19 protein-coding genes are annotated in these 21,658 nt (G+C 70.8%); 10 read left to right on the top strand and 9 right to left on the bottom strand.

The annotated features are described in order from the left end of the window. Nucleotides 1–321: 321 nt before the first annotated feature. Nucleotides 322–1,431 (top strand): PP2C family protein-serine/threonine phosphatase, encoded by a 1,110-nt coding sequence (locus GQF42_RS22300; protein WP_158922555.1) that lies wholly within the window; start codon nt 322–324, stop codon nt 1,429–1,431. A 220-nt stretch (nt 1,432–1,651) separates the two neighbouring features. Here GQF42_RS22300 and GQF42_RS22295 read toward each other — a convergent pair whose 3' ends face one another. Beyond that, a complete protein-coding gene (locus GQF42_RS22295; protein ID WP_158922553.1) occupies nt 1,652–2,689 on the bottom strand; it encodes a sphingomyelin phosphodiesterase in 1,038 nt (345 codons plus the stop codon). A gap of 487 nt (nt 2,690–3,176) precedes the next feature. Between GQF42_RS22295 and GQF42_RS22290 the strand changes: the two genes are divergently transcribed. The 8 genes from GQF42_RS22290 (at nt 3,177) to GQF42_RS22255 (ending at nt 13,171) form a co-directional block, all read left to right on the top strand. Next, nucleotides 3,177–4,049 (top strand): DUF2797 domain-containing protein, encoded by an 873-nt coding sequence (locus GQF42_RS22290; RefSeq protein ID WP_158922551.1) that lies wholly within the window; start codon nt 3,177–3,179, stop codon nt 4,047–4,049. Between the two features lie 86 nt (nt 4,050–4,135). Next, nucleotides 4,136–4,504, top strand: a complete 369-nt coding sequence (locus tag GQF42_RS22285) for an antibiotic biosynthesis monooxygenase family protein (RefSeq protein WP_158922549.1) — start codon at nt 4,136–4,138, stop codon at nt 4,502–4,504. Between the two features lie 108 nt (nt 4,505–4,612). Further along, a complete protein-coding gene (locus GQF42_RS22280) occupies nt 4,613–5,350 on the top strand; it encodes a response regulator transcription factor (protein WP_233273421.1) in 738 nt (245 codons plus the stop codon). After that, nucleotides 5,350–7,008, top strand: coding sequence for a sensor histidine kinase (locus tag GQF42_RS22275; protein ID WP_158922545.1), 1,659 nt, complete (start codon nt 5,350–5,352; stop codon nt 7,006–7,008). Before GQF42_RS22280 ends, GQF42_RS22275 begins: the two co-directional genes overlap by 1 nt. Nucleotides 7,009–7,022: 14 nt before the next feature. After that, nucleotides 7,023–8,582: a bifunctional glycosyltransferase family 2/GtrA family protein gene (locus tag GQF42_RS22270; RefSeq protein WP_158922543.1), complete on the top strand. Its 1,560-nt coding sequence runs from the start codon at nt 7,023–7,025 to the stop codon at nt 8,580–8,582. Continuing rightward, on the top strand, nt 8,579–10,813 hold the full coding sequence (locus GQF42_RS22265; RefSeq protein ID WP_158922541.1) for an ArnT family glycosyltransferase: 2,235 nt from the start codon (nt 8,579–8,581) through the stop codon (nt 10,811–10,813). The genes GQF42_RS22270 and GQF42_RS22265 overlap by 4 nt, the downstream gene beginning before the upstream one ends. A gap of 55 nt (nt 10,814–10,868) precedes the next feature. Then, nucleotides 10,869–12,254 (top strand): MFS transporter, encoded by a 1,386-nt coding sequence (locus tag GQF42_RS22260; protein WP_199272755.1) that lies wholly within the window; start codon nt 10,869–10,871, stop codon nt 12,252–12,254. A gap of 155 nt (nt 12,255–12,409) precedes the next feature. Then, complete coding sequence (locus GQF42_RS22255; protein WP_233273420.1) at nt 12,410–13,171, top strand: TetR/AcrR family transcriptional regulator; 762 nt, start codon at nt 12,410–12,412, stop codon at nt 13,169–13,171. 25 nt (nt 13,172–13,196) lie between these two features. Here the strand turns inward: GQF42_RS22255 and GQF42_RS22250 are convergent, their stop codons facing one another. The 4 genes from GQF42_RS22250 to GQF42_RS22235 form a co-directional block, all read right to left on the bottom strand. Then, nucleotides 13,197–13,667 (bottom strand): PPOX class F420-dependent oxidoreductase, encoded by a 471-nt coding sequence (locus GQF42_RS22250; RefSeq protein WP_158922537.1) that lies wholly within the window; start codon nt 13,665–13,667, stop codon nt 13,197–13,199. 49 nt (nt 13,668–13,716) lie between these two features. Next, nucleotides 13,717–14,538, bottom strand: coding sequence for a YceI family protein (locus GQF42_RS22245; protein WP_158922535.1), 822 nt, complete (start codon nt 14,536–14,538; stop codon nt 13,717–13,719). A gap of 90 nt (nt 14,539–14,628) precedes the next feature. Further along, nucleotides 14,629–17,193 (bottom strand): MFS transporter, encoded by a 2,565-nt coding sequence (locus GQF42_RS22240; RefSeq protein WP_158922532.1) that lies wholly within the window; start codon nt 17,191–17,193, stop codon nt 14,629–14,631. 13 nt (nt 17,194–17,206) lie between these two features. Continuing rightward, nucleotides 17,207–17,722, bottom strand: coding sequence for a MarR family winged helix-turn-helix transcriptional regulator (locus tag GQF42_RS22235; RefSeq protein ID WP_158922530.1), 516 nt, complete (start codon nt 17,720–17,722; stop codon nt 17,207–17,209). Between the two features lie 219 nt (nt 17,723–17,941). Between GQF42_RS22235 and GQF42_RS22230 the strand changes: the two genes are divergently transcribed. Further along, nucleotides 17,942–18,145: a hypothetical protein gene (locus GQF42_RS22230; RefSeq protein ID WP_158922528.1), complete on the top strand. Its 204-nt coding sequence runs from the start codon at nt 17,942–17,944 to the stop codon at nt 18,143–18,145. 30 nt (nt 18,146–18,175) lie between these two features. On the opposite strand, the gene GQF42_RS22225 is transcribed toward GQF42_RS22230, so the two are convergent. The 4 genes from GQF42_RS22225 to GQF42_RS22210 form a co-directional block, all read right to left on the bottom strand. After that, nucleotides 18,176–18,970, bottom strand: a complete 795-nt coding sequence (locus tag GQF42_RS22225) for a hypothetical protein (RefSeq protein WP_158922526.1) — start codon at nt 18,968–18,970, stop codon at nt 18,176–18,178. A 38-nt stretch (nt 18,971–19,008) separates the two neighbouring features. Then, the gene (locus GQF42_RS22220) at nt 19,009–19,947 is read right to left on the bottom strand and encodes an RNA polymerase sigma factor SigF (RefSeq protein WP_158922524.1); all 939 of its coding nucleotides are present in this window, start codon (nt 19,945–19,947) and stop codon (nt 19,009–19,011) included. Nucleotides 19,948–20,335: 388 nt separating this feature from the next. Then, nucleotides 20,336–21,208, bottom strand: a complete 873-nt coding sequence (locus GQF42_RS22215) for an RNA polymerase sigma factor SigF (protein ID WP_233273419.1) — start codon at nt 21,206–21,208, stop codon at nt 20,336–20,338. Nucleotides 21,209–21,361: 153 nt separating this feature from the next. Then, entirely contained in the window at nt 21,362–21,655 is a 294-nt protein-coding gene (locus GQF42_RS22210; protein ID WP_158922522.1) for a Dabb family protein, read from the bottom strand. Nucleotides 21,656–21,658: the final 3 nt, after the last annotated feature.

Genomic DNA, 21,658 nt, shown 5'->3' with positions numbered 1-21,658 from the left:
GAAGCATCTGCAGGTCGGCCGTGGGTACTGGGCAAACGCCGTACTGATCGAGCGTGACAGCCTTTGGCCCACGACCTCTTCGTCCCGAAGCAACTTCGCGGAGCGCTTGACCTTGGGCCGGTGCGCCTCTCACCTGCTGCGACGGTCCGCATACGTCCGCGCGGTGCACGCCCTGGCGAGGTCGTCGGCGAGGTCTCCGGGCACGCCAATCGATCACCGTTCGTGTGTAGCCGCCCTTGGGCCTACAACATCAGGAGGCGAGCTGTGACTCCCCGCTCGTATCGTGAAAAGAGACGGAGCTGCGGGCAAGGCAGGGAAGTCATGAAGGTACCGGCGATCGACTACGCGGCGGTGTTCCAGGCCCTACCCGGGGCGGTGGCGCTAGTGACCCCGCAACTGATCTACGCGGACGCCAACGCGGAGTTCTTGCGCCTGCGGGGCCTTCCACGCGAACAAGTGATCGGTCACTTCGTGCCTGAGGACCACCCCGAAAAAGCCCCCGCCGAGCCTCTCCTGCTCAGAGTTCTGGCGTCACTGCGCCAGGCGGCCGACACCGGTGAGCGCAGCATCGTGGCGTTGCAACGCTACGACGTGGAGGACCCCGAGCAGCCTGGCGCGCGGCAGGAGCGGTATTTGGACCTGACCAACGTTCCCGTCTTCGGCCCGGACGGGCGGGTGTCGCTGCTGCTGCACCGGGCGGAGGACGTCACCGAACTCATCCGCGCCCGTGAAGTGGCGCTGGCCTTGCAGGAAGCCATGCTGCCCGCTTTGCGCCCGGTCGGCCGGCATCAGGCGGCCGTACGCTACCGGCCTGCCGCCGAAGCACTGAATGTGGCCGGCGACTGGTACGACCTGGTTGATCTGCCCGGTGACCGCATCGCCGTCACCGTCGGCGACGTCGTCGGCCACGGCCTGCCCGCAGCCGGTGTCATGGGACAACTGCGCAGCGCCCTCACCGCCGCCTCCCTCGTCGCCGGCGGTCCCGCCCGCGCCCTGGAAGTCCTCGGGTTGTACGCCCGCACTGTCGACGGCGCCGAGAACACCACCGTGGCCACGGCATTCATCGACTGGGAGACCCGCACCATCACCTACAGCAGCGCCGGCCATCCACCACCCGCGCTCCTGCAGAGGGACGAGACCGTCGAGTTCCTGAACCAGGCCACCGACCCGCCCCTGGCCGCCCGCCCTGAACACGCCCCCCGGATCCAGGCTGTCACAGCCTTCCGCGAGGGCGCCGTTCTCGCGCTCTACACCGACGGCCTGATCGAACGACGCGGCGAAGACATCGACACCGGCCTCGCCCGACTCGCCGACTCCCTGGCCCGCCACCAGGCAGACGACCCCGAAGCCCTCGCCGACGCCGTGCTCAACGACCTGCTTCCACCAGGCGACGCCACCGACGACACCGCCCTGGTCATCATGCGCCTGTGAATCCAGCCCGCTACGTTCGCCCGACCGTTTGTACCCCGCCGACGACAGTGAAGCGCTCACGCCCCTCAGCGATCAGCCGGGAGGAAGGCTGCCCACCGCCCAACAGCCTGCCCGATCCTACGGATCAGAAGGTTGCAGGTTCGAGTCCTGCCGAGTGCACATGGATTGAAGGCCCCGGATCACTCCGGGGCCTTCGGCGTTGCGGCTTCTTCTGCCGGTGCTAGCCGATCTGGAACGTCGCCTCGACGGGGTAGTGGTCGCTGGGGGCGTTGGTGTCGGTCTGGCCCGTGGTCCAGCCGGACTGGGGGTCGAAGTCGACCTTGACCGTGGACATCGCGGCCGGGGCCGGGCGGTTCGTCGCGTTCAGGTAGCCGATGTAGTCGAGGTCGTCCCGGTAGTCCTTGGGGAAGGACTCGACGCCGGACATGTACTGGCACCAGGCGGAGGCCGGGCAGTCCATGGTGCGCAGGGTCTGGCTCGAGTCGGTGGCCGGGGTGCCGAGGACGCCGTTCACCGCGCTCTGGGCGCCCGCGTAGTCGCCGCGCGACTGGCCGCCGTAGTACTCGACGTTCAGGTCGCCGCCGATCAGCACCGGCCCGTTCGACCCGGCGATGCCGTCCACCCAGCTGCGGATCTCGCGGAGCTGGGCGAGCCGGGTGGCCTGCGTGGTGTCGGTGGAGGTGTCGGACTCGTCGGCCTGCAGGTGGGTGCCGACCACCCAGCTCTTCACCCCGCCCTTGTCGATCTGCGCCAGTGCCGCGCCCTTGTTGGCGTGGTAGTCCCAGGTGCCGTAGGTGGAGTTGCTGAAGACATGGGCGTACTGGGCGGTGATCGGGTACTTGGAGAGGATCATCGTGCCGCCGTTGATGACGAACAGCGAGTTCGAGCAGTCGCCGCTGATGCCGTTCCAGCCGCCGCCGGAGCAGGTCTGGCCGACGACCGGGGTGTGGTACGGGTAGAGGTCGGCCAGCTTGCTGGTGATGTCGGCGGTCGAGGTGTTGTTGAAGTTCTCGTCCAGCACCACCACGTCCGCGCCGTGCTTGCGGATGATCGATTCGATGGTCGGGGTGCGCTGGGCCGCCTTCTCGTTCTGGGTGCTGTCGACGATCGGGGTGCCGAGGTCGACGTTCCAGGCGAACACCGACAGGTTGGTGCCGGTGGCCGCGCCGGCGCTGGGGGCGGCCGTGAAGCCGCCGGCGCCGAGCAGCAGGACTGCCGCCGCGGTGGTGAGGGCGGAAGCGGTACGACGCGAGACCATGCGCTCTCCTGGTGGAAATGGGGTTGCCCCCGGCCCCGTACCTGCCAGGACGGACCGGGTGCGTACATGACAGCGCGACTCTAGGTACTCGCCGGTACGGCCAAAAGGGCCGCCGAAAGAACATCGGTGGATCGGTCCGTGGAGAAAAGGTGTCTGTACAAGTTGCTCGAGGGATGGGCTGATCCGACCCGCGGCTCGGGGGTGGCCGTCCATGCCGTGTGCACAGGGCATGCACGTGCTCGGGCCCGTCGCCCGCGGTGTCCCTCGCCGGTTCTTGCCGGTGCCCGCCGGTCCTTGCCGGTGCCTGCTGGCGGGACGGGGGCGCAGGGCCGGCTCCGCGGCGGCCGTGGTGCCCGGTGCGGAGTCCGCCGAACCGGTGTCCGTGTCGTCCCTCGAGTGAACGCGCGGTGCGCGGACGGCGGTTGGTGATCGCTGTCCGTACCGGGTTCAGGCCTCCTGTCGGACCCGGGGGCTACGCTCACCGGTGATGGCACACGGATGGACATGCTCGGGACTGCGGTGGACGCCGGACGGACCCGTGCTGGGCTGGGACGGCGGGCGGCGCGGTGCGCTGCCGTGGGGGAAGCGGGTCGCCTTCGCCGTGCCGGAAGACGGTGTGCGCAGGTGCGTGGGGGCGCGGGGGCACGCGTGTCCGGGGCGGATCGCCGTGTCGGGGCGGAGCACGGGTGCTCGCTGCGAGGAGTGTGCGCGGCTGGACCGGGCGCACTCCGTGGCCGCCGACACGATCGCCGACGACCCGCGGCCGTACCGGGTGTATCTGGCGTGGTTCGGGCCCGGGATGGCCAAGGTGGGCATCACCGCCGTGGAGCGGGGCGACGCACGGCTGCTCGAGCAGGGTGCCGTGTGTTTCAGCTGGCTCGGCACCGGCCCGCTGATGGCCGCCCGGCGCACCGAGGAACTGCTGCGGGCCGCGCTCGGGGTGCCGGACCGGATCCCCTACGCCGAGAAGCGGGCGGTGCGCTCGGCGCTGCCGCGGACCGCGGCCGAGCGCGCCGCCGAGCTGCGGGAGCTGCACGCGCGGGCCGTCGACCTGCCCGGCTGGCCGGAGTCGCTGCGGCCCGCCGAGTGCCATGTCGCCGACCACGTCACGGTGTTCGGGCTCGACCGGGCACCGGGCGCCTACGGAGAGGTCGTGGAGCTGGCGCCGGGCGGAGCCGTGAGCGGGGAGCTGGTCGCCGCGGCCGGACCCGATCTCCATCTGGCGGTCGGCGAACGCGGGGTCGTCGTGCTCGACACCCGGCTGATGGCGGGGTGGGTGATGGTGCCGTTCGGCGGCCCGGGAGACCGGCTCGGTCTCCCGGTGCGGGAGTTCCGGCGTGCGCAGGAAGGGCTGTTCTGACCGACCGTAAAGAAAGGGATCCCGGACGGATCCCTTTCGGCAAGACCCATGGACGCTCAACGAGTCGGTGGCCGACCGTTGTTGTCATGAGCGATCACCCGGACACCACTGTCGGTCCCACTCCCGCGCACGAACCCCCTTACTACGCCGTCGTGTTCACCTCCGTACGCCGTCCCGACGAGGACGCGGACGACTACCGGCGGACCGCCGCCCGGCTCTCCCGGCTCGTCCGGGACATCCCCGGCTTCCTCGGGGAGGACTTCGCCCACAGCCCGGCCCCCGGCGGACTCGCCATCTCCGTCGCCTACTTCCGGGATCTCGAGGGGATCCGGCGCTGGCGGGACCATCCCGAGCACCTCGACGCCAAGCGGCGCGGGCGGGAGCGGTGGTACGAGCGGTACGTGATCCACATCGCGCGGGTCGAGCACAGTCACGCCTTCGGCGGCCCGGCGTGATCCCGAGGGGCTTTCCCAGGTGCGGCCTGAGAGGTGCCTGTGTGTTTCTCAGGGAAATCACAGATTGCGGAAAGCCTCTTCTCAGAGGGCCCGGACAAGGTGTCCACCATGACCACGACCTCGCCCCAGGGGCGCACCGAACTGCTGAGGCCGGACGGGAGCCCCGTCCGCGTGCTTGTGGTGGACGACGAGCTGTCGATCACCGAACTGCTGAGCATGGCCCTTCGGTACGAGGGCTGGCAGATCAGGAGTGCGGGAGACGGGCAGGGAGCCGTCCAGACCGCCCGGGAGTTCCGGCCCGACGCCGTCATCCTGGACATGATGCTGCCGGACATGGACGGGCTCGCCGTCCTCGGCCGGCTGCGGCGGGAACTGCCCGAGGTGCCCGTGCTGTTCCTGACCGCCAAGGACGCGGTCGAGGACCGTATCGCCGGGCTCACCGCGGGCGGGGACGACTACGTCACCAAGCCGTTCAGCCTCGAGGAGGTCGTGGCGCGGCTGCGCGGGCTCATCCGCAGGTCCGGGGCCGCCGACCGGCGGTCCGACTCCGTGCTCGTCGTCGGGGACCTGACCCTCGACGAGGACAGCCACGAGGTCTCGCGGGCCGGGGACAACATCCACCTCACCGCCACCGAGTTCGAGCTGCTGCGCTTCCTCATGCGCAACCCGCGGCGCGTGCTCAGCAAGGCGCAGATCCTGGACCGCGTGTGGTCGTACGACTTCGGCGGGCAGGCCAACGTGGTCGAGCTGTACATCTCCTATCTGCGGCGGAAGATCGACGCCGGGCGCGAGCCGATGATCCACACGCGGCGCGGGGCCGGTTATCTGATCAAACCCGCCGTGTGATGAGCGGACGACGACGGCCGCGTCCGCAAGCGCGACAGAAGCGACGAGCTGGACAGCCGCGCACCCTGCGGACGCGGCTCGTCGTCGCGTCGGTGATGCTGATCGCCGTGGTCTGTGCGGTGATCGGCACGGTCACCACGCTCGCGCTGCGCTCGCACCTGTACGACCAGCTGGACGGCAAGGTGAGAGACATCGGCCAGCGCGCCGTCGGCCACCCGCAGGTTCCGGGCGGCGGTGCGAACCTGGGCGGCCCGGGCGGCCCGGGGTCCTCCCCGGGGGAGAACGCCACACCGGGCGAGAAGGTCGTCAACCTGCTCACCAAGGGCCCGACACAGGCGAAGACGATCGCCGCGTACGTGCAGAACGGCTCGATCGTCCGGGCGGCCGTCTCGGAGCAGCAGAACTACACCACCGGCCTCTTCAAGCAGATGAAGGCCGACGGCCTGAGCACGGCGCAGCAGAACGTCCTGAACTCGGTGGCCAAGGACGGCAAGCCGCACACCGTGGAGATCCCCGGGCTCGGGGACTACCGCATCAGGTACGTGACCGGCCGGGACGGCAGTGACGCCTTCTACGTCGCCCTGCCGACCCAGGACGTCGACGAGAACATCGACGCCCTGATCCTGATCGAGGTCAGCGTCACCGTGGCCGGTCTCGCGGCCGCCGGTATCGCCGGATACGTGCTCGTCGGCGTCGCCACCCGCCCGCTGCGCAAGGTCGCCAACACCGCCACCCGGGTCTCCGAACTCCCCTTGCACACCGGCGAGGTGAACCTCAGCGAGCGGGTCCCGGAGTCCGAGTGCGATCCGCACACCGAGGTCGGCCAGGTCGGCGCCGCGCTCAACCGCATGCTCGACCACGTCCATGGCGCCCTGCACGCCCGCCAGCAGAGCGAGACGCGGGTGCGGCAGTTCGTCGCCGACGCCAGCCATGAGCTGCGCACGCCGCTCGCCTCCATCCGTGGGTACGCCGAACTCACCCGCCGCGGGCGCGAGCAGGTCGGGCCCGACACCCGGCACGCGCTCGGGCGCATCGAGTCCGAGGCGGGCCGGATGACCCTCCTGGTCGAGGATCTCCTCCTGCTCGCCCGCCTCGACGCCGGACGGCCGCTGCAGTTCGAGCAGACCGATCTCATCCCGCTCGTCGTCGACACCGTCAGCGACTCCCGCGCGGCCGGCATGGACCACAACTGGCGGCTCGACCTGCCCGACGAGCCGGCGCTCGTGTCCGCCGACGCGGCCCGCGTCCAGCAGGTGCTCGTCAACCTGATCGGCAACGCCCGCAAGCACACCCCGCCCGGTACGACCGTGACGGCGCGCGTGCAGCGGCGCGGGTCGTGGATGTGCGTGGACGTCGAGGACAACGGGCAGGGGATTGACGCCGAGTTGCTGCCGCACGTCTTCGAGCGGTTCGCGCGCGGTGACTCGGCGCGCTCGCGGTCCACCGGGTCCACCGGGCTCGGGCTCGCCATCGTGCAGGCCGTCGCGGCGGCACACGGCGGCGCGGTGACCGTCGACAGCATGCCGGGGCGGACGGTGTTCACCGTGCATCTGCCGGCGCTCGTCCCGGCCGTGCCCCGGCCTGCCGCCGAAACCGGCCGGCCATCGCACTCACAGGCCCAGCACAGTGCCACCACATGGGTGCGACAGGGGGCTTGAGTTGAGTCGGTGCCATGCGAACCGACTCTTCTCCCGGCACTCTGCCGGCGCGGGAGCACCTCCCGGCCGCAGACGCCGGTACGCCTGTCCTGGACGTAGTGATCCCCGTCTACAACGAGGAGAAGGACCTCCAGCCGTGCGTCCGCAGACTGCACGAGCACCTCGAGCGCACCTTCCCGTACGCGTTCCGCATCACCGTCGCGGACAACGCGTCCACGGACACCACCCCCCAGGTGGCGGCGCGGCTGGAGGCGGACATCCCCGAGGTCACCAACTTCCGCCTGGAGCAGAAGGGCCGCGGCCGGGCCCTGCGGACGGTGTGGTCCGCGTCCGACGCGCCGATCCTCGCCTACATGGACGTCGATCTGTCCACCGACCTCAACGCCCTGCTGCCGCTGGTGGCGCCGCTGATCTCCGGGCACTCCGACCTCGCGATCGGCTCCCGGCTCGCCCGCAGCTCGCGCGTGGTGCGCGGTCCCAAGCGGGAGTTCATCAGCCGCGCCTACAACCTGATCCTGCGCGGCTCGCTCCAGGCCCGCTTCTCGGACGCGCAGTGCGGCTTCAAGGCGATCCGGCGCGATGTGGCGCAGGTGCTGCTGCCGCTGGTGGAGGACACCGGCTGGTTCTTCGACACCGAGATGCTGGTGCTCGCCGAGCGGGCCGGCCTCAGGATCCACGAGGTGCCGGTGGACTGGGTCGACGACCCGGACTCCACCGTGCACATCGTGAGGACCGCGACCGACGACCTCAGGGGCGTCTGGCGGGTCGGCACGGCGCTGGCCACCGGTTCGCTGCCGCTGGACCGCCTCACCCGGCCCTTCGGTGACGACCCGCGCGACCGCGATCTGACCAACGTGCCCAAGGGACTTGCCCGTCAGCTCGTCGGATTCTGCGTGGTCGGCGGCCTGTCCACCCTGTTCTACCTGGTGCTCTACAGCCTCTTCCGGCAGTTCTCCGGCTCCCAGGTCGCCAACGCGCTCGCGCTGCTGGTCTCGGCGGTCGCCAACACGGCCGCCAACCGCCGGCTCACCTTCGGGGTGCGCGGCCGGGGCGGTGCCGTACGGCACCAGGCGCAGGGCCTGGTGGTCTTCGGCATCGGTCTCGCCCTGACCAGCGGCTCGCTGGCCGCCCTGAACGCGGCCAGCAACAACCCGGCGCACTCCACGGAACTGGCGGTGCTCATCGCCGCCAACCTCGCCGCGACCGTGCTGCGCTTCCTGCTCTTCCGCGCCTGGGTCTTCCCGGACCGCGACGAGCCCGACAGCGGCTCGACGGTTCTCGCCGCGCACACCCCGCCCCCGGCCGGCGCCGCGCATCCGTCCTCGCCGACGTACAGCACGGGCGCTACCGCGCCGTACGGCACGGGCGCTGCGTACGGCGCGCCGGGCCCGCACACCCCGCTGCCGCACCGTCCGGTGCCGCAGACCCAGCGGACCCCGCCGTACCCGACCAGCCCGACCACCCCGACCACCCAGGTCCGCACCGGTGAAGCCGTGGACGGCACCTGGAGGGACGCCACCATGCAGTTGCAGCCGGTGCGCCCTCACGACACCGATCCGAGGGACTTGCGATGACCACCCGGTACGACGCGTCGGCCGCACAGGCCGGCGGTACGGCGACGTGGGGTCCGCCCCCGACCGCTCCTGCGGCCCCGCACCCGCACCGGGCGGGCGGTGAGCCCGGGCAGCCGTTCCCGCGCAGACTGTGGCGCGGCCGGCCCGAGGACCCGCGCTGGGCGCGCCCGGCCTTCCTCGGCCTGCTGGCCGCCACCCTCGTCCTCCATCTGTACAACCTGAGTGCCTCCGGTTACGCCAACTCCTTCTACTCGGCGGCCGTGCAGGCGGGCAGCAAGTCCTGGAAGGCGTTCTTCTTCGGCTCGCTGGACGCGGGCAACGCCATCACCGTGGACAAGCCGTCGGCGTTCCTGTGGCCGATGGAGCTGTCGGTCCGGATCTTCGGCCTGAACTCGTGGGCGATCCTGACACCCCAGGTCCTCATGGGCGTCGGCACGGTCGCGGTGGTCCACGCCGGTGTACGCCGCCGGTTCAGCCCGGTCGCGGGTCTGGTCGCGGGTGCGGTGCTCGCGCTCACCCCCGTCGCGGCGCTGATGTTCCGGTTCAACAACCCGGACGCGATGCTGGCCCTCCTGATGGCGCTGGCCTGCTACTTCGTCGTACGGGCCGTGGCGGACGGCCGGACGAAGTGGCTGGTGTGGGCCGGGTCCGTGATCGGCTTCGCGTTCCTCGCCAAGACGCTGCAGGCGTTCCTGATCCTGCCGCCGCTGGCGATCGTGTACGCGGTGTGCGCCCCGGTCCCGGTGAGGAAGCGGTTCGGGCAGCTGGCCGCCGCCACCCTCGCGCTCGTCCTCGCCGGCGGCTGGTGGGTCGCGGTCGTCGAACTGTGGCCGGCCTCCTCGCGCCCCTACATCGGCGGTTCGCAGCACAACAGCTTCCTGGAGCTGACCTTCGGCTACAACGGCCTCGGCCGGATCAACGGCGACGAGACCGGCAGCGTGGGCGGGGGCGGTGGCGCGGGCGGCTCCGGCCGCTGGGGCTCCACCGGCTGGGACCGGATGTTCGGCTCCGAGATCGGCAGCCAGATCTCCTGGCTGCTCCCGGCCGCGCTGGTCCTGCTGGTCGCCGGTCTGGTGGCCACCCGCAAGCTGCAGCGCACATCCGTCACGCGTGCCTCGTTCCTGGTGTGGGGCGGCTCGCTGCTGATCACCATGGTGGTCTTCAGCTACATGGCGGGCATCTTCCACCAGTACTACACCGTGGCCCTCGCCCCCTACCTCGCGGCCGTGATCGGCATGGGCGCCGGACTGCTGTGGGAGAGGCGGCAGGAGCTGTGGGCGTCGATCACGCTCGCCGCCTCCGTGGTCGCCGCGACGGCCTGGGGCTACGTCCTGCTCAACCGCACCTCCACCTACCTCCCCTGGCTCAAGTGGCTGGTCCTGACCGGCGGTCTGGCGGCCGCGCTGGGCCTGGTCTTCGCCGGCCGGATCTCCCGGCAGCCGGCTCTCGGGGCGGCGGCGGTGGGCCTGGTGGCCGCGCTCGCCGGCCCTACGGCGTACACCCTCAGCACGGTGAACTCCGCGCACACCGGCTCCATCCCGACGGCCGGTCCGGCGGGCGCGAGCATGATGGGCTTCGGTGGCGGTCCGGGCGGCGGCAAGGGCGGTGTGCGCGGCGGTTTCGGCGGTGCTGTGCCCGGCCAGAACCAGCAGGGCCAGGGCCGCAAGGGCAACGGCAACGGCTTCCCGGGCGGCGGCTTCGGCGGCGGTGTGCCGGGCGGCCGGAACCAGCGGAACGGCAACGGGAGCACGCAGGGCCAGGGCCAGGGCGGGCAGGGCCGGGGCCGGATGGGCAACGGCTTCCCCGGCGCCGGCCGGACGGGCGAGGGCGGTATGCGCGGCGGCGGTGGCCTCGGCGGTCTGCTGGACGGCGCGAACGTCTCCTCGGCCGCCAAGAAGCTGCTGGAGAAGGACGCCTCGAAGTACACCTGGGCGGCCGCGTCCATCGGTGCGCAGAACGCGGCCAGTTACCAGCTCGCCACCGGCCGGCCGGTGATGGCGATCGGTGGCTTCAACGGCACCGACCCGTCCCCGACGGCGGCCCAGTTCCAGAAGTACGTGGCGGACGGCAAGGTCCACTACTTCATCGCGGGCGGCGGCTTCGGAGCGGGCGGCGCAAGCAGCAGCGACGGCACCGCCTCGCAGATCAGCTCGTGGGTCCAGAAGAACTTCAAGAAGGTGACGGTGGGTTCGGCCACCTTCTACGACCTCACGCGGAAGAAGAGCGGCTGACGGCGGCGGAAAAGGGTGTCGTACACCGTATAGCAGCTGCTATACGGTGTACGACATGTCTGTATCCCAGGGACACCCCCAGCGCTGGCTGATCCTCGGCGTCATCTGCCTGGCCCAGCTCACCGTGCTGCTCGACAACACCGTCCTGAACGTGGCCATCCCCTCGCTCACCCGCGAACTGCACGCCGCCACCTCGGACATCCAATGGATGATCAACGCGTACTCCCTGGTGCAGTCCGGGCTGCTGCTCACCGCGGGCAGCGCCGCCGACCGCTACGGCCGTAAGAAGATGCTGATGGCCGGGCTCGCCCTGTTCGGCATCGGCTCGCTGGCGGCCGGACTCTCAGGAACCACCGGCCAGTTGATCGCTGCCCGGGCCGGCATGGGCATAGGCGGTGCGCTGCTGCTGACCACCACGCTGGCCGTGGCCATGCAGATCTTCACGCCCGAGGAGCAGCCGAAGGCGATCGGCATCTGGAGCGCGGTCAACGCGCTCGGCTTCGGCGGCGGTCCGCTCGTCGGCGGCTTCGTACTGAACCACTTCCGGTGGGGCGCGATCTTCCTGATCAACATCCCGGTCGCGGTGCTGGCCCTGGTCGCGGTGGTGGTGCTCGTACCGGAGTCGAAGAGCCCTGGCGGCGACCGCCCCGACCTGCTCGGCGCGGTGCTGTCGACCATCGGTATGGCCGCGTTGGTCTTCGCGATCATCTCCGGCCCGGAGCACGGCTGGACCTCTCCCCGCGTGCTCGGTACGGCCGGCGCGGCGGTGCTCGTGCTCGGGGCCTTCGCCCGGTGGGAGGGCAGGGTCGCCGAGCCGATGCTCGACCTGCACTTCTTCAGGAACCGGCAGTTCACGGGCGCGGTCGCCGGGGCCCTGCTGCTCATGTTCGGCATGGGCGGGGCGATGTTCCTGCTGACGCAGCATCTGCAGTTCGTGCTCGGGTACGGGCCGTTGGAGGCGGGGCTGCGGACCGCTCCGCTGGCGGTGACGGTGGTGCTGCTCAACTTCACCGGGTTGTCGGCGAAGTTGTCCGCCCGGCTGGGCACGCCCGTGTCCGTCGCGCTCGGGATGGCGCTGATGGCGGCCGGGCTCGTGGCGATCGCGGAGGTGGACTCCGGCGGGTATGCCGGGACCCTGCTGGGGCTGGTGCTGATCGGCATGGGGGCCGCGGTCGCCAACCCGGCGATGGCGCACGCCGTCATGAGCGCGATCCCTGCGGAGAAGGCCGGGGTGGGGGCCGGGATCAACGGAACGTTGGCAGAGTTCGGCAACGGTCTTGGTGTTGCCGTCCTGGGTGCTGTGCTCAGCTCTTCCGTGGCGTCGGGAAAGACGCTGTCCACCGCTCTGGGCGCCGGTCAGTTGGTGGGAGCCGTTGCCGTGCTGGCCGGGGGGTTCCTCACGGCGGCGCTGTTGCGACGGGCGGAGCGGGTGGGCGCCTAGGCCCTGTCGGCTCGGGGGTATCGGTGTACGGGCGGGTGGGGGTGCGGGTGCGGATGCATCGGGGTCGCTCGCGCCCGCGCGGCGCAGCCGCATATCGGACACAGCCGTGTGCCCCTTAGGTTGGACCAATGGCCGGATTCGAGGAAGGTGCACCGGTGGTGAAGGAAGCAGGGCGGTCGGCGAGGGGCAGCGTGTGGCTGGAGGCGAAGGCCCCCCGTGGCGGACGCAGTGCCGCCCAGCCCTCAGGGCTCGACCGGGAGCGGATCACCTCGGTGTCCGTGCGGCTGCTCGACGCCGAGGGGCTGGCGAAGTTGTCCATGCGGCGGCTGGCCGCGGAGCTGAACGTCACCGCGATGTCCCTGTACTGGTACGTCGACACCAAGGACGACCTGCTCGAACTCGCCCTGGACGCCGTCTTCGGCGAGTTGCGGCTGCCCGACCCGGACGCCGAGGGCGAGGACTGGCGCGGGCAGTTGCGGGGGCTGGCCACCGAGTACCGGGCGCTGCTGGTGCGCCACACCTGGCTGTCGCCGCTCGCCGGGCGCTATCTCAACATCGGCCCGAACGCGCTGGCGTTCTCCCGCGTGGTCCAGCGGGTGGTCCGCCGGGCGGGGCTGCCCGCGCACGGGGTCATGGGGGCGATCTCGGCGGTCTTCCAGTTCGTCTACGGCTACGGCACGTACGAGGCGCACTTCTCCGCCCGGATCGCGGACACCGGGCTGAGCGCCGACGAGTATCACCAGCGGGCCCTGGCCATGGTGGCCGAGGCCCCGCAGACCGCCGAGGCCGTGGAGGAGTCCAGGGACATCGTGGCGGCCCGCGGCGGGGACACGGTCGCCGAAATGCTGGACCGCGACTTCACCTACGCCCTGGACCTGCTGGTGGCGGGCATCGAGGCGATGGTGGAACGCGGCTGACTCCCTCGGTCCCGGCTGTCCCCCCTCACTCCTCGGACACCAGCCGGGCCGGGAAGCCCCCGGTGGCGATGGGTCCCCAGCGCTGCGGGGTCACCCGGATGATCGATTTGCCCTGCTTGACCATCGCCGCGCGGTACTCGTCCCAGTCGGGGTGTTCGCCGGCGATGTTGCGGTAGTACTCGACGAGCGGTTCCACGGAGTCCGGGGTGTCGATGACCTCGGCCGTGCCGTCGATCTGGACCCAGGGGCCGTTCCACTCGTCGCTCAGGACGACCAGGGCGACCCGCGGGTCGCGCTTGGCGTTGCGGGTCTTGGCGCGCTCGGGGTAGGTGGAGACGACGATCCGGCCCGCGTCGTCGACTCCACAGGTCAGCGGAGAGGCCTGCGGCCCGCCGTCGGAGCGGCGGGTCAGCAGCAGGGCCCGGTGCCGGGGCCGTACGAAGTCCAGCAGCTCGTCCAGCGATACACGGGTGTTGGTAGCGATGTTCGGTGCCATGGGGGCAGCCTAGGGGCAGTGTGTGCCCCTGTGGCTGACCCTGCTGTGCCTACGCCTGGGGCAGCGAGTCGCCCTGTACCGCCTGGATGTCCAGATCCACCTTCAGCGTCGTACCGATCGCCGCGATACCGGCCTGCAGAACCTGGTTGTAGTTCATCGCGAAGTCCTCGCGGCGCAGTTCCGCGGTCGCGCGGAACGCGGCGCGCGTGCCGCCCCAGGGGTCCGCGCCGGTGCCGAGGTACGCCAGGTCCAGGTCGACCGGCCGTACGACACCGTGCATCGACAGCTCGCCGTGGACCGTCCAGCGGTCCGAGCCGGCCACCGTCACACCGGTGGAGCGGTACGTGATCTCCGGGTGCTGCTCGACGTCGAGGAAGTCCCCGGACTTCAGATGCGTGTCGCGCATCGCGTTGCCCGTGTCGATGGACGCGGCCTTGATCACCGCCTCCACCCGGGACTTGGTGACGTCGTCAGGTGCGATCTCGATCGTGCCGCCGAACTCCGTGAACCGGCCGTGCACGCTGGAGATGCCCAGGTGCTGGGCGACCGCGGCCACGGAGGAGTGCACCGGGTCGATCGTCCAGGGCCCGGGCGGCGGCAGCTCGGTGCCGCCCTGCCGGGCCAGTGTGACCGTGCCGACCTCGGCCCGGCCGCTCGCGGTGACGATCGCGCTGGAGGCGGCGGGCGCGTACCCGACCGCCGTCACGATCACCGTGTACGCCCCCGGCACCAGCTCGGTGGTGTCCCGTACCGTCCCCTCGGTATCCGCCTCGGCGCGCAGCACCTGCGTACCGGTCATGTCGGTCACCGTGACGACCGCGTGCGACACGGCCCACCCGTCACGCGTGCGGATCTTCGCGGTCAGTCCCATCCCGTTTTCTCCCTGAAAAGCCTTACAAATTGGTCTTATGGCATCGGCCCGTGGCACACGACGGTACGTGTGCCACGGGCCGGGGGTGCACTACTCGCCGGGGTGGGCGAGCTGGATCTCGTGGCCGTCGACTCCGGTGCCGGCGACGGTCAGCGCGGTGGCCACCGGCGGGTAGCCCGTCGCGATGACGGTGTACTCGCCGCTGTCCAGGTCGGTGAAGGCGTACGCGCCGTCCGTTCCGGTGGTGGCGGTGCCGACCACGTTGCCGGCCTGGTCGACCAGGGTCACACGGGCGTCGGCCAGCGGACCGTGCGGGGCCCTGATGACACCCTGGAGGCGGGCGCCGGCGTCCAGGTCGATCTCGATCCGGGTGATCCCGGTGGTGCCGACCTCGACCGGCAGCGCGCGCGGCCGGAAGCCGCTCGCGTTGACGGCCATCGTCACGGTACCGGGCACCAGATCGGTGAAGGCGAACTCGCCCTGCTCACCGGTGGCGGCGGTGGCCAGCAGGTCACCGCGTACATCGGTGACGATCACCATGGCGTCCTTGACCGGCAGCGCGCTCCCGGCGGCCCGGACGACACCGGTCAGCCCACTGGTGCCGCTGAGCAGGATGTCGTACGGCAGCGGCTCCTCGCCCACCACGACGGTGGAGGCCTGCGGCTGGTAGCCGTCGGCGGAGGCGATCAGGACGTACGAACCCGTGCCCGGGGCGTCGACGGAGTAGGAGCCGTCGCCCTGGGCGACCGCGCGGCCCAGCTGGCGGCCGGACAGCGAGATCAGGGTGACCGCGGCCTGCGGGACCGGGGCGCTCTCGGCGCCGCGGACGAAGCCGTGCACCGGGGTGCCGCCCGGGCCGCCCGAGCCGGGCCCGGCGAGCGTCGCGACGGCGGTCGCCACCGGCGCCGCGGCGGTCGCCGCGGCCGGCGCCTCGGCGGAGGCGTCCGACACCACGGGCGTGGCCCAGCTGGGGACCTTCTGCTGTGCGGGTTCCTGCACGATGTTCTCCACGGTCATGTCCACGGGAGCGGCGGCTTCCGCGACCGCCCCGGCCTTCTCCTGCGCGGCCTGGGCCAGCGCGCCGGACGTCCTGAGCGGGACCTCCTTGATGAACAGCACCGTGATGAACGCGATCAGCGCGCACGGGGCCGCGTACAGGAAGACGTCCGCGATGCCGTGGCCGTAGGCGCCCTCCAGCCAGCTGCGCACCGGGGTCGGCAGCGCGTTCATGTCGGGCAGGTTGCTGCTGCCGACGGCCTGGGCCGCGGCCTCCCGCGCCCTGGGACTCAGCTCGGTGATGGTGTCCTTGGCGTGGTGGGTGATCCGCTCCGACATGACCGAGCCGAGCACGCCGACGCCGACCGCACCGCCGAGGGAGCGGAAGAAGCTCACCACGGAGGAGGCGGCGCCCAGGTCCTTGGGCTGGACCTGGTTCTGCGTGGACAGCACCAGGTTCTGCATCATCGTGCCGACGCCGATGCCGAGCAGCGCCATGTAGATCGACAGCTCCCAGTACGGGGTGTCGTAGCGCATCAGGCCGAGCAGGGCGAGGCCCGCCGTGAGGGAGACACCGCCGCCGACCAGCCAGCCCTTCCAGCGGCCGGTGCTGGTGATGAAGCGGCCGGAGACCATGGACGCGACGAACAGACCGCCGATCATCGGGATGGTCATGACGCCGGACATCGTCGGCGACTTGTCGCGGGCCAGCTGGAAGTACTGCGAGAAGAACACGGTGCCCGAGTACATGCCGACACCGACGAACAGCGAGGCCAGCGAGGCCAGCGTGATCGTGCGGTTGCGGAAGAACCGCAGCGGGATGATCGGCTCGGCGGCCCTGGTCTCGGTGAACACGAACAGCAGCGCGAGCACGATCGTGCCGCCCACCATCGTGTACGTCTGCCAGGACAGCCAGTCGTACTTGTCGTTGGCGAAGGTGACCCAGACCAGCAGCAGCGAGGCGGCGGCGGTGATGAAGAAGGCGCCGGTCCAGTCGACCTTGACCTTCCGCTTGACGACCGGCAGGTGCAGCGTCTTCTGCAGCACGACCAGCGCGATCAGCGCGAAGGGGATACCGACGAAGAGGCAGTAGCGCCAGCCGAGCCAGGAGGTGTCGGTGATGACACCGCCGAGCAGCGGGCCGCCGACGGTGGCGAGGGCGAAGGTCGCGCCGGTGTAGCCGGAGTACCGGCCGCGCTCCCGGGGGGAGATCATCGCGGCCATGATGACCTGCACCAGGGCGGACAGACCGCCGGCGCCCAGGCCCTGGATGACACGCGCGCTGATCAGCATCGCCGGGTTCTGCGCGAGACCGGCGACGACCGAGCCTATGACGTAGATGACCAGGGATATCTGGACGAGCGCCTTCTTGCTGACCAGGTCGGCGAGCTTGCCCCACAGCGGCACGGAGGCGGTCATGGCGAGCAGTGCCGCCGTGACGACCCAGGTGTAGGCGGACTGGCCGCCGCCGATGCTCTTGATGATCGTCGGCAGTGCGTTGGTGACGATCGTCGAGGAGAGGATGGCGGCGAACAGGCCCAGGAGCAGGCCGGACAGCGCCTCCATGATCTGCCGGTGTGTCATGGGGGCGTGCTCCGCCGGGGAGCCTCCCCCATGCTTGGCATGAGCCCGCACACCGGCTGGTGTGGTCGTTGCCATGGGCTTCCTTTTCTTACGTGCTTGCGGGTGTACGGGTGGTCTCTGCGAGTACGGGTGTGGTCTCTTCGGCCACGGCGGAGGGGAACCGGACCGAGGCGGCCCGGCAGTCCCCGAACGAGTCGCGCAGGCGGGTCATCAGCCGGATGAGCTGGCCGACCTCGTCGTCGGTCCAGTCGGCGAGCCGCTCCGCGAGCAGATGCGTGGTCCGCCGGGACAGCTCGTCGAGCTGCGCCAGCCCCGAGGGCGTCAGGCGCAGGATCCGCGAGCGCTTGTCCGCGGGGTCCGGGTGCCGTTCGATCCAGCCGCGCGCGGCGACGTGCGCGACATGCCGGCTGGTGACCGACATGTCCACGGCGAGCAGCTCCGCGAGCTTGCTCATGCGCATGTCGCCGTGGCGCCCCAGCAGGGTCAGCACGGCGGCCGAGCCGGTCGGACAGTCGGACGGCAGGATCCGCCCCAGGTCCCGTTTCACGGCTCCGACGGCACTGAGCTGACGCGCCAGCTCTTCGAACTGCGCCCGCTCGGCCATCACACACCTCCCGTATTCGTTGCTTGGGGCAACCATAGTGGTGATTGGTTGCTGCAGGCAAACAAGTAGGGGGTCCAGAGTCGCAAAAACTTGGCAAAGGCAAGTATTGCAATCGTAAATACGCAGGTGAGTGGGGGTGGCGTGCCCCCGTCTGTCCCGATGGGATCCCGAGGGCCCCCACTTGGGCGGCCGGGCCCGTCTTCGCTAAGGTCTCGGGCCATGGCTAACACCCAGGGCCCCCAGGGCAATTACGACCCCGCCGGCAGCACCCAGATGTTCCGCGCGTTCGTCGACGAGGCCCCCCAGGGGCGCCAGGCACAGGCAGCCGCCGCTTCCTCCTCCGGTCCCCGCATCGGCCTGATCATCGGCATCGTCGTGGCGATCGCCGTGGTGGCGGGCGTGGCCTGGCTGGCGCTCAAGTAAGGAGTACGGCGCCTCGGGCGCTCGCTCCCCCTACTTCCACTGGACGGAGACGTCCCGCGTCTCGACGTGCATGCCGAGCGGCACGCGCCAGGCGTCGACGCACACCGTCCAGGTGGGCTTCGGCCGCGCGCCCGGCGCGATGGGCGCCGGCAGGTCCGCGGCCGAGTCGACCGTGCCCCAGTCGATACCGAGCGCGCCGATGATGTGCGTGCTGAACGTCACCGAGCCCGAACGCACGGCGGTTCCACCCGAGTTGTGGAAGGCGACGGTCACCTTCTGGCACCAGCGCTGGTCCGTCGCCGCGGTCGTCGGCCTGCCCCAGGTGAGGACGGCCGGTCCGACGGTCGTGCCCGGGGCGGGAGTCGGGGTGGGGGAGCCGGTCGCGGGTGGCCCGGGTGTCGTACGGCCGGACGCGCCGCCCGTGCCGCCGGAGGCTTCGCCGGGGCTGCCGGAGGCCGCCCCACCCGTGCTGCCGGAGGCGCCCGGCGTGCCCGGTGCCGGCGTGCTCTGCCCCGGGCTGCCCGGGGCGGCCGACCCGCTGCTGCTCGGTCGTGGCGAACCCGGCGCTCCCGTCGCCGAGTTGCCGTCGAGCGGAACCAGCGACACCGAACCGGTCGGTGTCGCCGCCGCACCGTTGCTCTCCGGGCCGCCCGCGGCGCCGACCGCGACATAGCCACTGCCCGGGCCGTGGCCCCCGCACGCGGCGAGCACCCCGCCCAGTACGACGACGGCCGCCGACGCTGCCGTAACGGCGCCTCGGCGGCCACGTGTCCATGTCGCGCGGGTTGTTCGAGCGGTGTCGTCCGGCCCTGTCGCTCGCAGCATCGGGCCAGTGTCGCTGACGAACCGTCAGAACTGAACCCTCAGTCGGAGATCAGCCCCTCCCGCAGCTGGGCCAGCGTCCGGGTGAGCAGCCGGGAGACGTGCATCTGGGAGATGCCGACCTCCTCGCCGATCTGGGACTGGGTCATGTTGGCGAAGAAGCGCAGCATGATGATCCGGCGCTCACGGGGTGGGAGTTTGGCCAGCAGGGGCTTGAGGGACTCGCGGTACTCCACGCCCTCCAGGGCGGTGTCCTCGTAGCCGAGGCGGTCGGCCAGCGAGCCCTCGCCGCCGTCGTCCTCGGGAGCGGGGGAGTCGAGCGAGGAGGCGGTGTAGGCGTTGCCGACCGCCAGGCCGTCGACCACGTCCTCCTCGGAGACGCCGAGCACGGCGGCCAGTTCGGTCACCGTCGGAGAGCGGTCCAGCTTCTGCGAGAGTTCGTCGCTCGCCTTGGTGAGGGCGAGGCGCAGCTCCTGCAGTCGGCGCGGGACACGGACCGACCAGGAGGTGTCGCGGAAGAACCGCTTGATCTCGCCGACCACGGTCGGCATCGCGAACGTCGGGAACTCCACGCCCCGTTCGCAGTCGAAGCGGTCGATCGCCTTGATCAGGCCGATGGTGCCGACCTGGACGATGTCCTCCATCGGCTCGTTTCGCGAGCGGAAGCGCGCGGCCGCGTAGCGGACCAGCGGGAGGTTCAGCTCGATCAGGGTGTCCCGGACGTAGGCCCGCTCGGGGCTGTCCTCGCCGAGGGCGGCGAGTCGCAGGAACAGTGAGCGGGACAACGTGCGGGTGTCGATGTCACCCGACGCCGGCGGGGCCGGGACAGGGGCGGCCGCCTGAGCGGTCGGGGCCTGCACGGCGTCGAGGGCCGTGACGGCCTCGATTCCGTCGAGGACGTCGAGAGCGTCGAGCTCCTTGGGCGCTGCCTCGCTCGTCGCGGGCGTCAGCACCTTCGAGCTGCCCTGGTCTGCGGACATGCCACCCCCTTTGGGTCGCGGACGGTCGCGGCGGCGCCGACATTCGAGCAACGCAGCCTTCACCTGAATACCGGAGCCGGAGGCCCGGCAAACGCGTCTCCCGCAGAATGTCACATGTCGGCAACACGCTGTAGTGACATGTCGACATGACAGATCCGAATCGGCCCTGGACGGAAGGGGTCTGACGCTTTTTCCGGCCCCAACTGTCGGCATCGGCCCAGGTGAGCGATTCGCCCGTGACGGTTACCGCTCGCTCGGGTATGCGATGCAGAAGCGCTCAAGGCGTGCTTCCGTGCGCCTGCTATGCATCGGCTGAACGCCCCCCGCGCTTGGGTCCGTACTGGTTCTTATCGCGCCTTTAAGTGTCGAGCGCTTATGCCCGGAGTCCTCAGGCGTCGATGCGATTCGCGGAGCGCAGCCGCTGGAAGCTGCGGGCGAGGAGACGCGAGACGTGCATCTGGGAGACGCCGAGTTCCGCGCTGATCTGTGACTGGGTGAGATTGCTGTAGTAACGCAGGAGGAGGATGCGCTGCTCGCGCTCGGGGAGTTGGACGAGCAGGTGCCGGACCAGGTCGCGGTGTTCCACGCCGTCGAGGGCCGGGTCCTCGTACCCGATCCGGTCCAGCAGCCCGGGCAGCCCGTCGCCCTCCTGCGCGGCCTCCAGGGAGGTGGCGTGGTACGAGCGGCCCGCCTCGATGCAGCTCAGTACCTCGTCCTCGCCGATCCGGAGCCGCTCGGCGATCTCGGCGGTGGACGGGGAGCGGCCGTAGAGCGTGGTGAGGTCCTCGGTCGCGCTGTTGACCTGCACCCACAGCTCGTGCAGCCGGCGCGGTACGTGGACCGTGCGGACGTTGTCCCGGAAGTAGCGCTTGATCTCGCCGACCACGGTCGGCATCGCGAAGGTCGGGAACTGCACGCCCCGGTCCGGGTCGAACCGGTCGATGGCGTTGATCAGGCCGATGGTGCCGACCTGGACGACGTCCTCCATCGGCTCGTTGCGGGAGCGGAAGCGGGCGGCCGCGTAGCGCACGAGCGGGAGGTTCGCCTCGATCAGCGCCCCGCGCACCCGGTGGTGCTCCGGCGTGCCCGGGGCGAGCTGCTTCAGTTCGGCGAAGAGGACCTGGGTGAGGGCTCGGGTGTCGGCGCTGCGCCGCTTCTCCGGGGTGTCGGGAGGAGCGGGGGCGGGGGCAGGGGGGACCGCCTCCTCCTGGGGTGGCGCAGTACTGGCCGACACGGTCAACGCCACCTCTTCGTCGCTCAATCATCGATCAAAAGCGGTCATAGCATCACAAGACATGTGCACTGTGTGCAAGCACCGCATAACGCCGTGTTGTGTTCAAACTTCGACAAGTTGGGGCGTGCAACGCACGAAAGCCCCCCGCCGGTCCGGCGGAGGGCTCGGGTGGAGCGGGGCTCAGAACTCGTAGTCGGCGATCACCCACGTGGCGAACTCGCGCCACTGCGCGACGCCCGCCTGATGGGCCGGGTGCTCCAGGTAGCGGCCCAGGGCGTCGGTGTCCTCGACCGCCGAGTTGATCGCGAAGTCGTAGGCGATCGGCCGGTCGCTGACGTTCCAGCCGCACTCCCAGAACCGCAGCTCCTCGATCTGGTCGCCGAGGGCCCGGAAGGCGGCCACGCCCGCCGCGACCCGCGGATCGTCGCGCTCGACGCCCTCGTTGAGCCTGAAGAGGACCAGATGGCGGATCATGGG

The organism is Streptomyces broussonetiae (genome assembly GCF_009796285.1).
GTDB classification, from domain to species: domain Bacteria; phylum Actinomycetota; class Actinomycetes; order Streptomycetales; family Streptomycetaceae; genus Streptomyces; species Streptomyces broussonetiae.
Note: the sequence above shows the minus strand (reverse complement) of the source record. Positions and strands in the feature narration are given on the sequence as shown.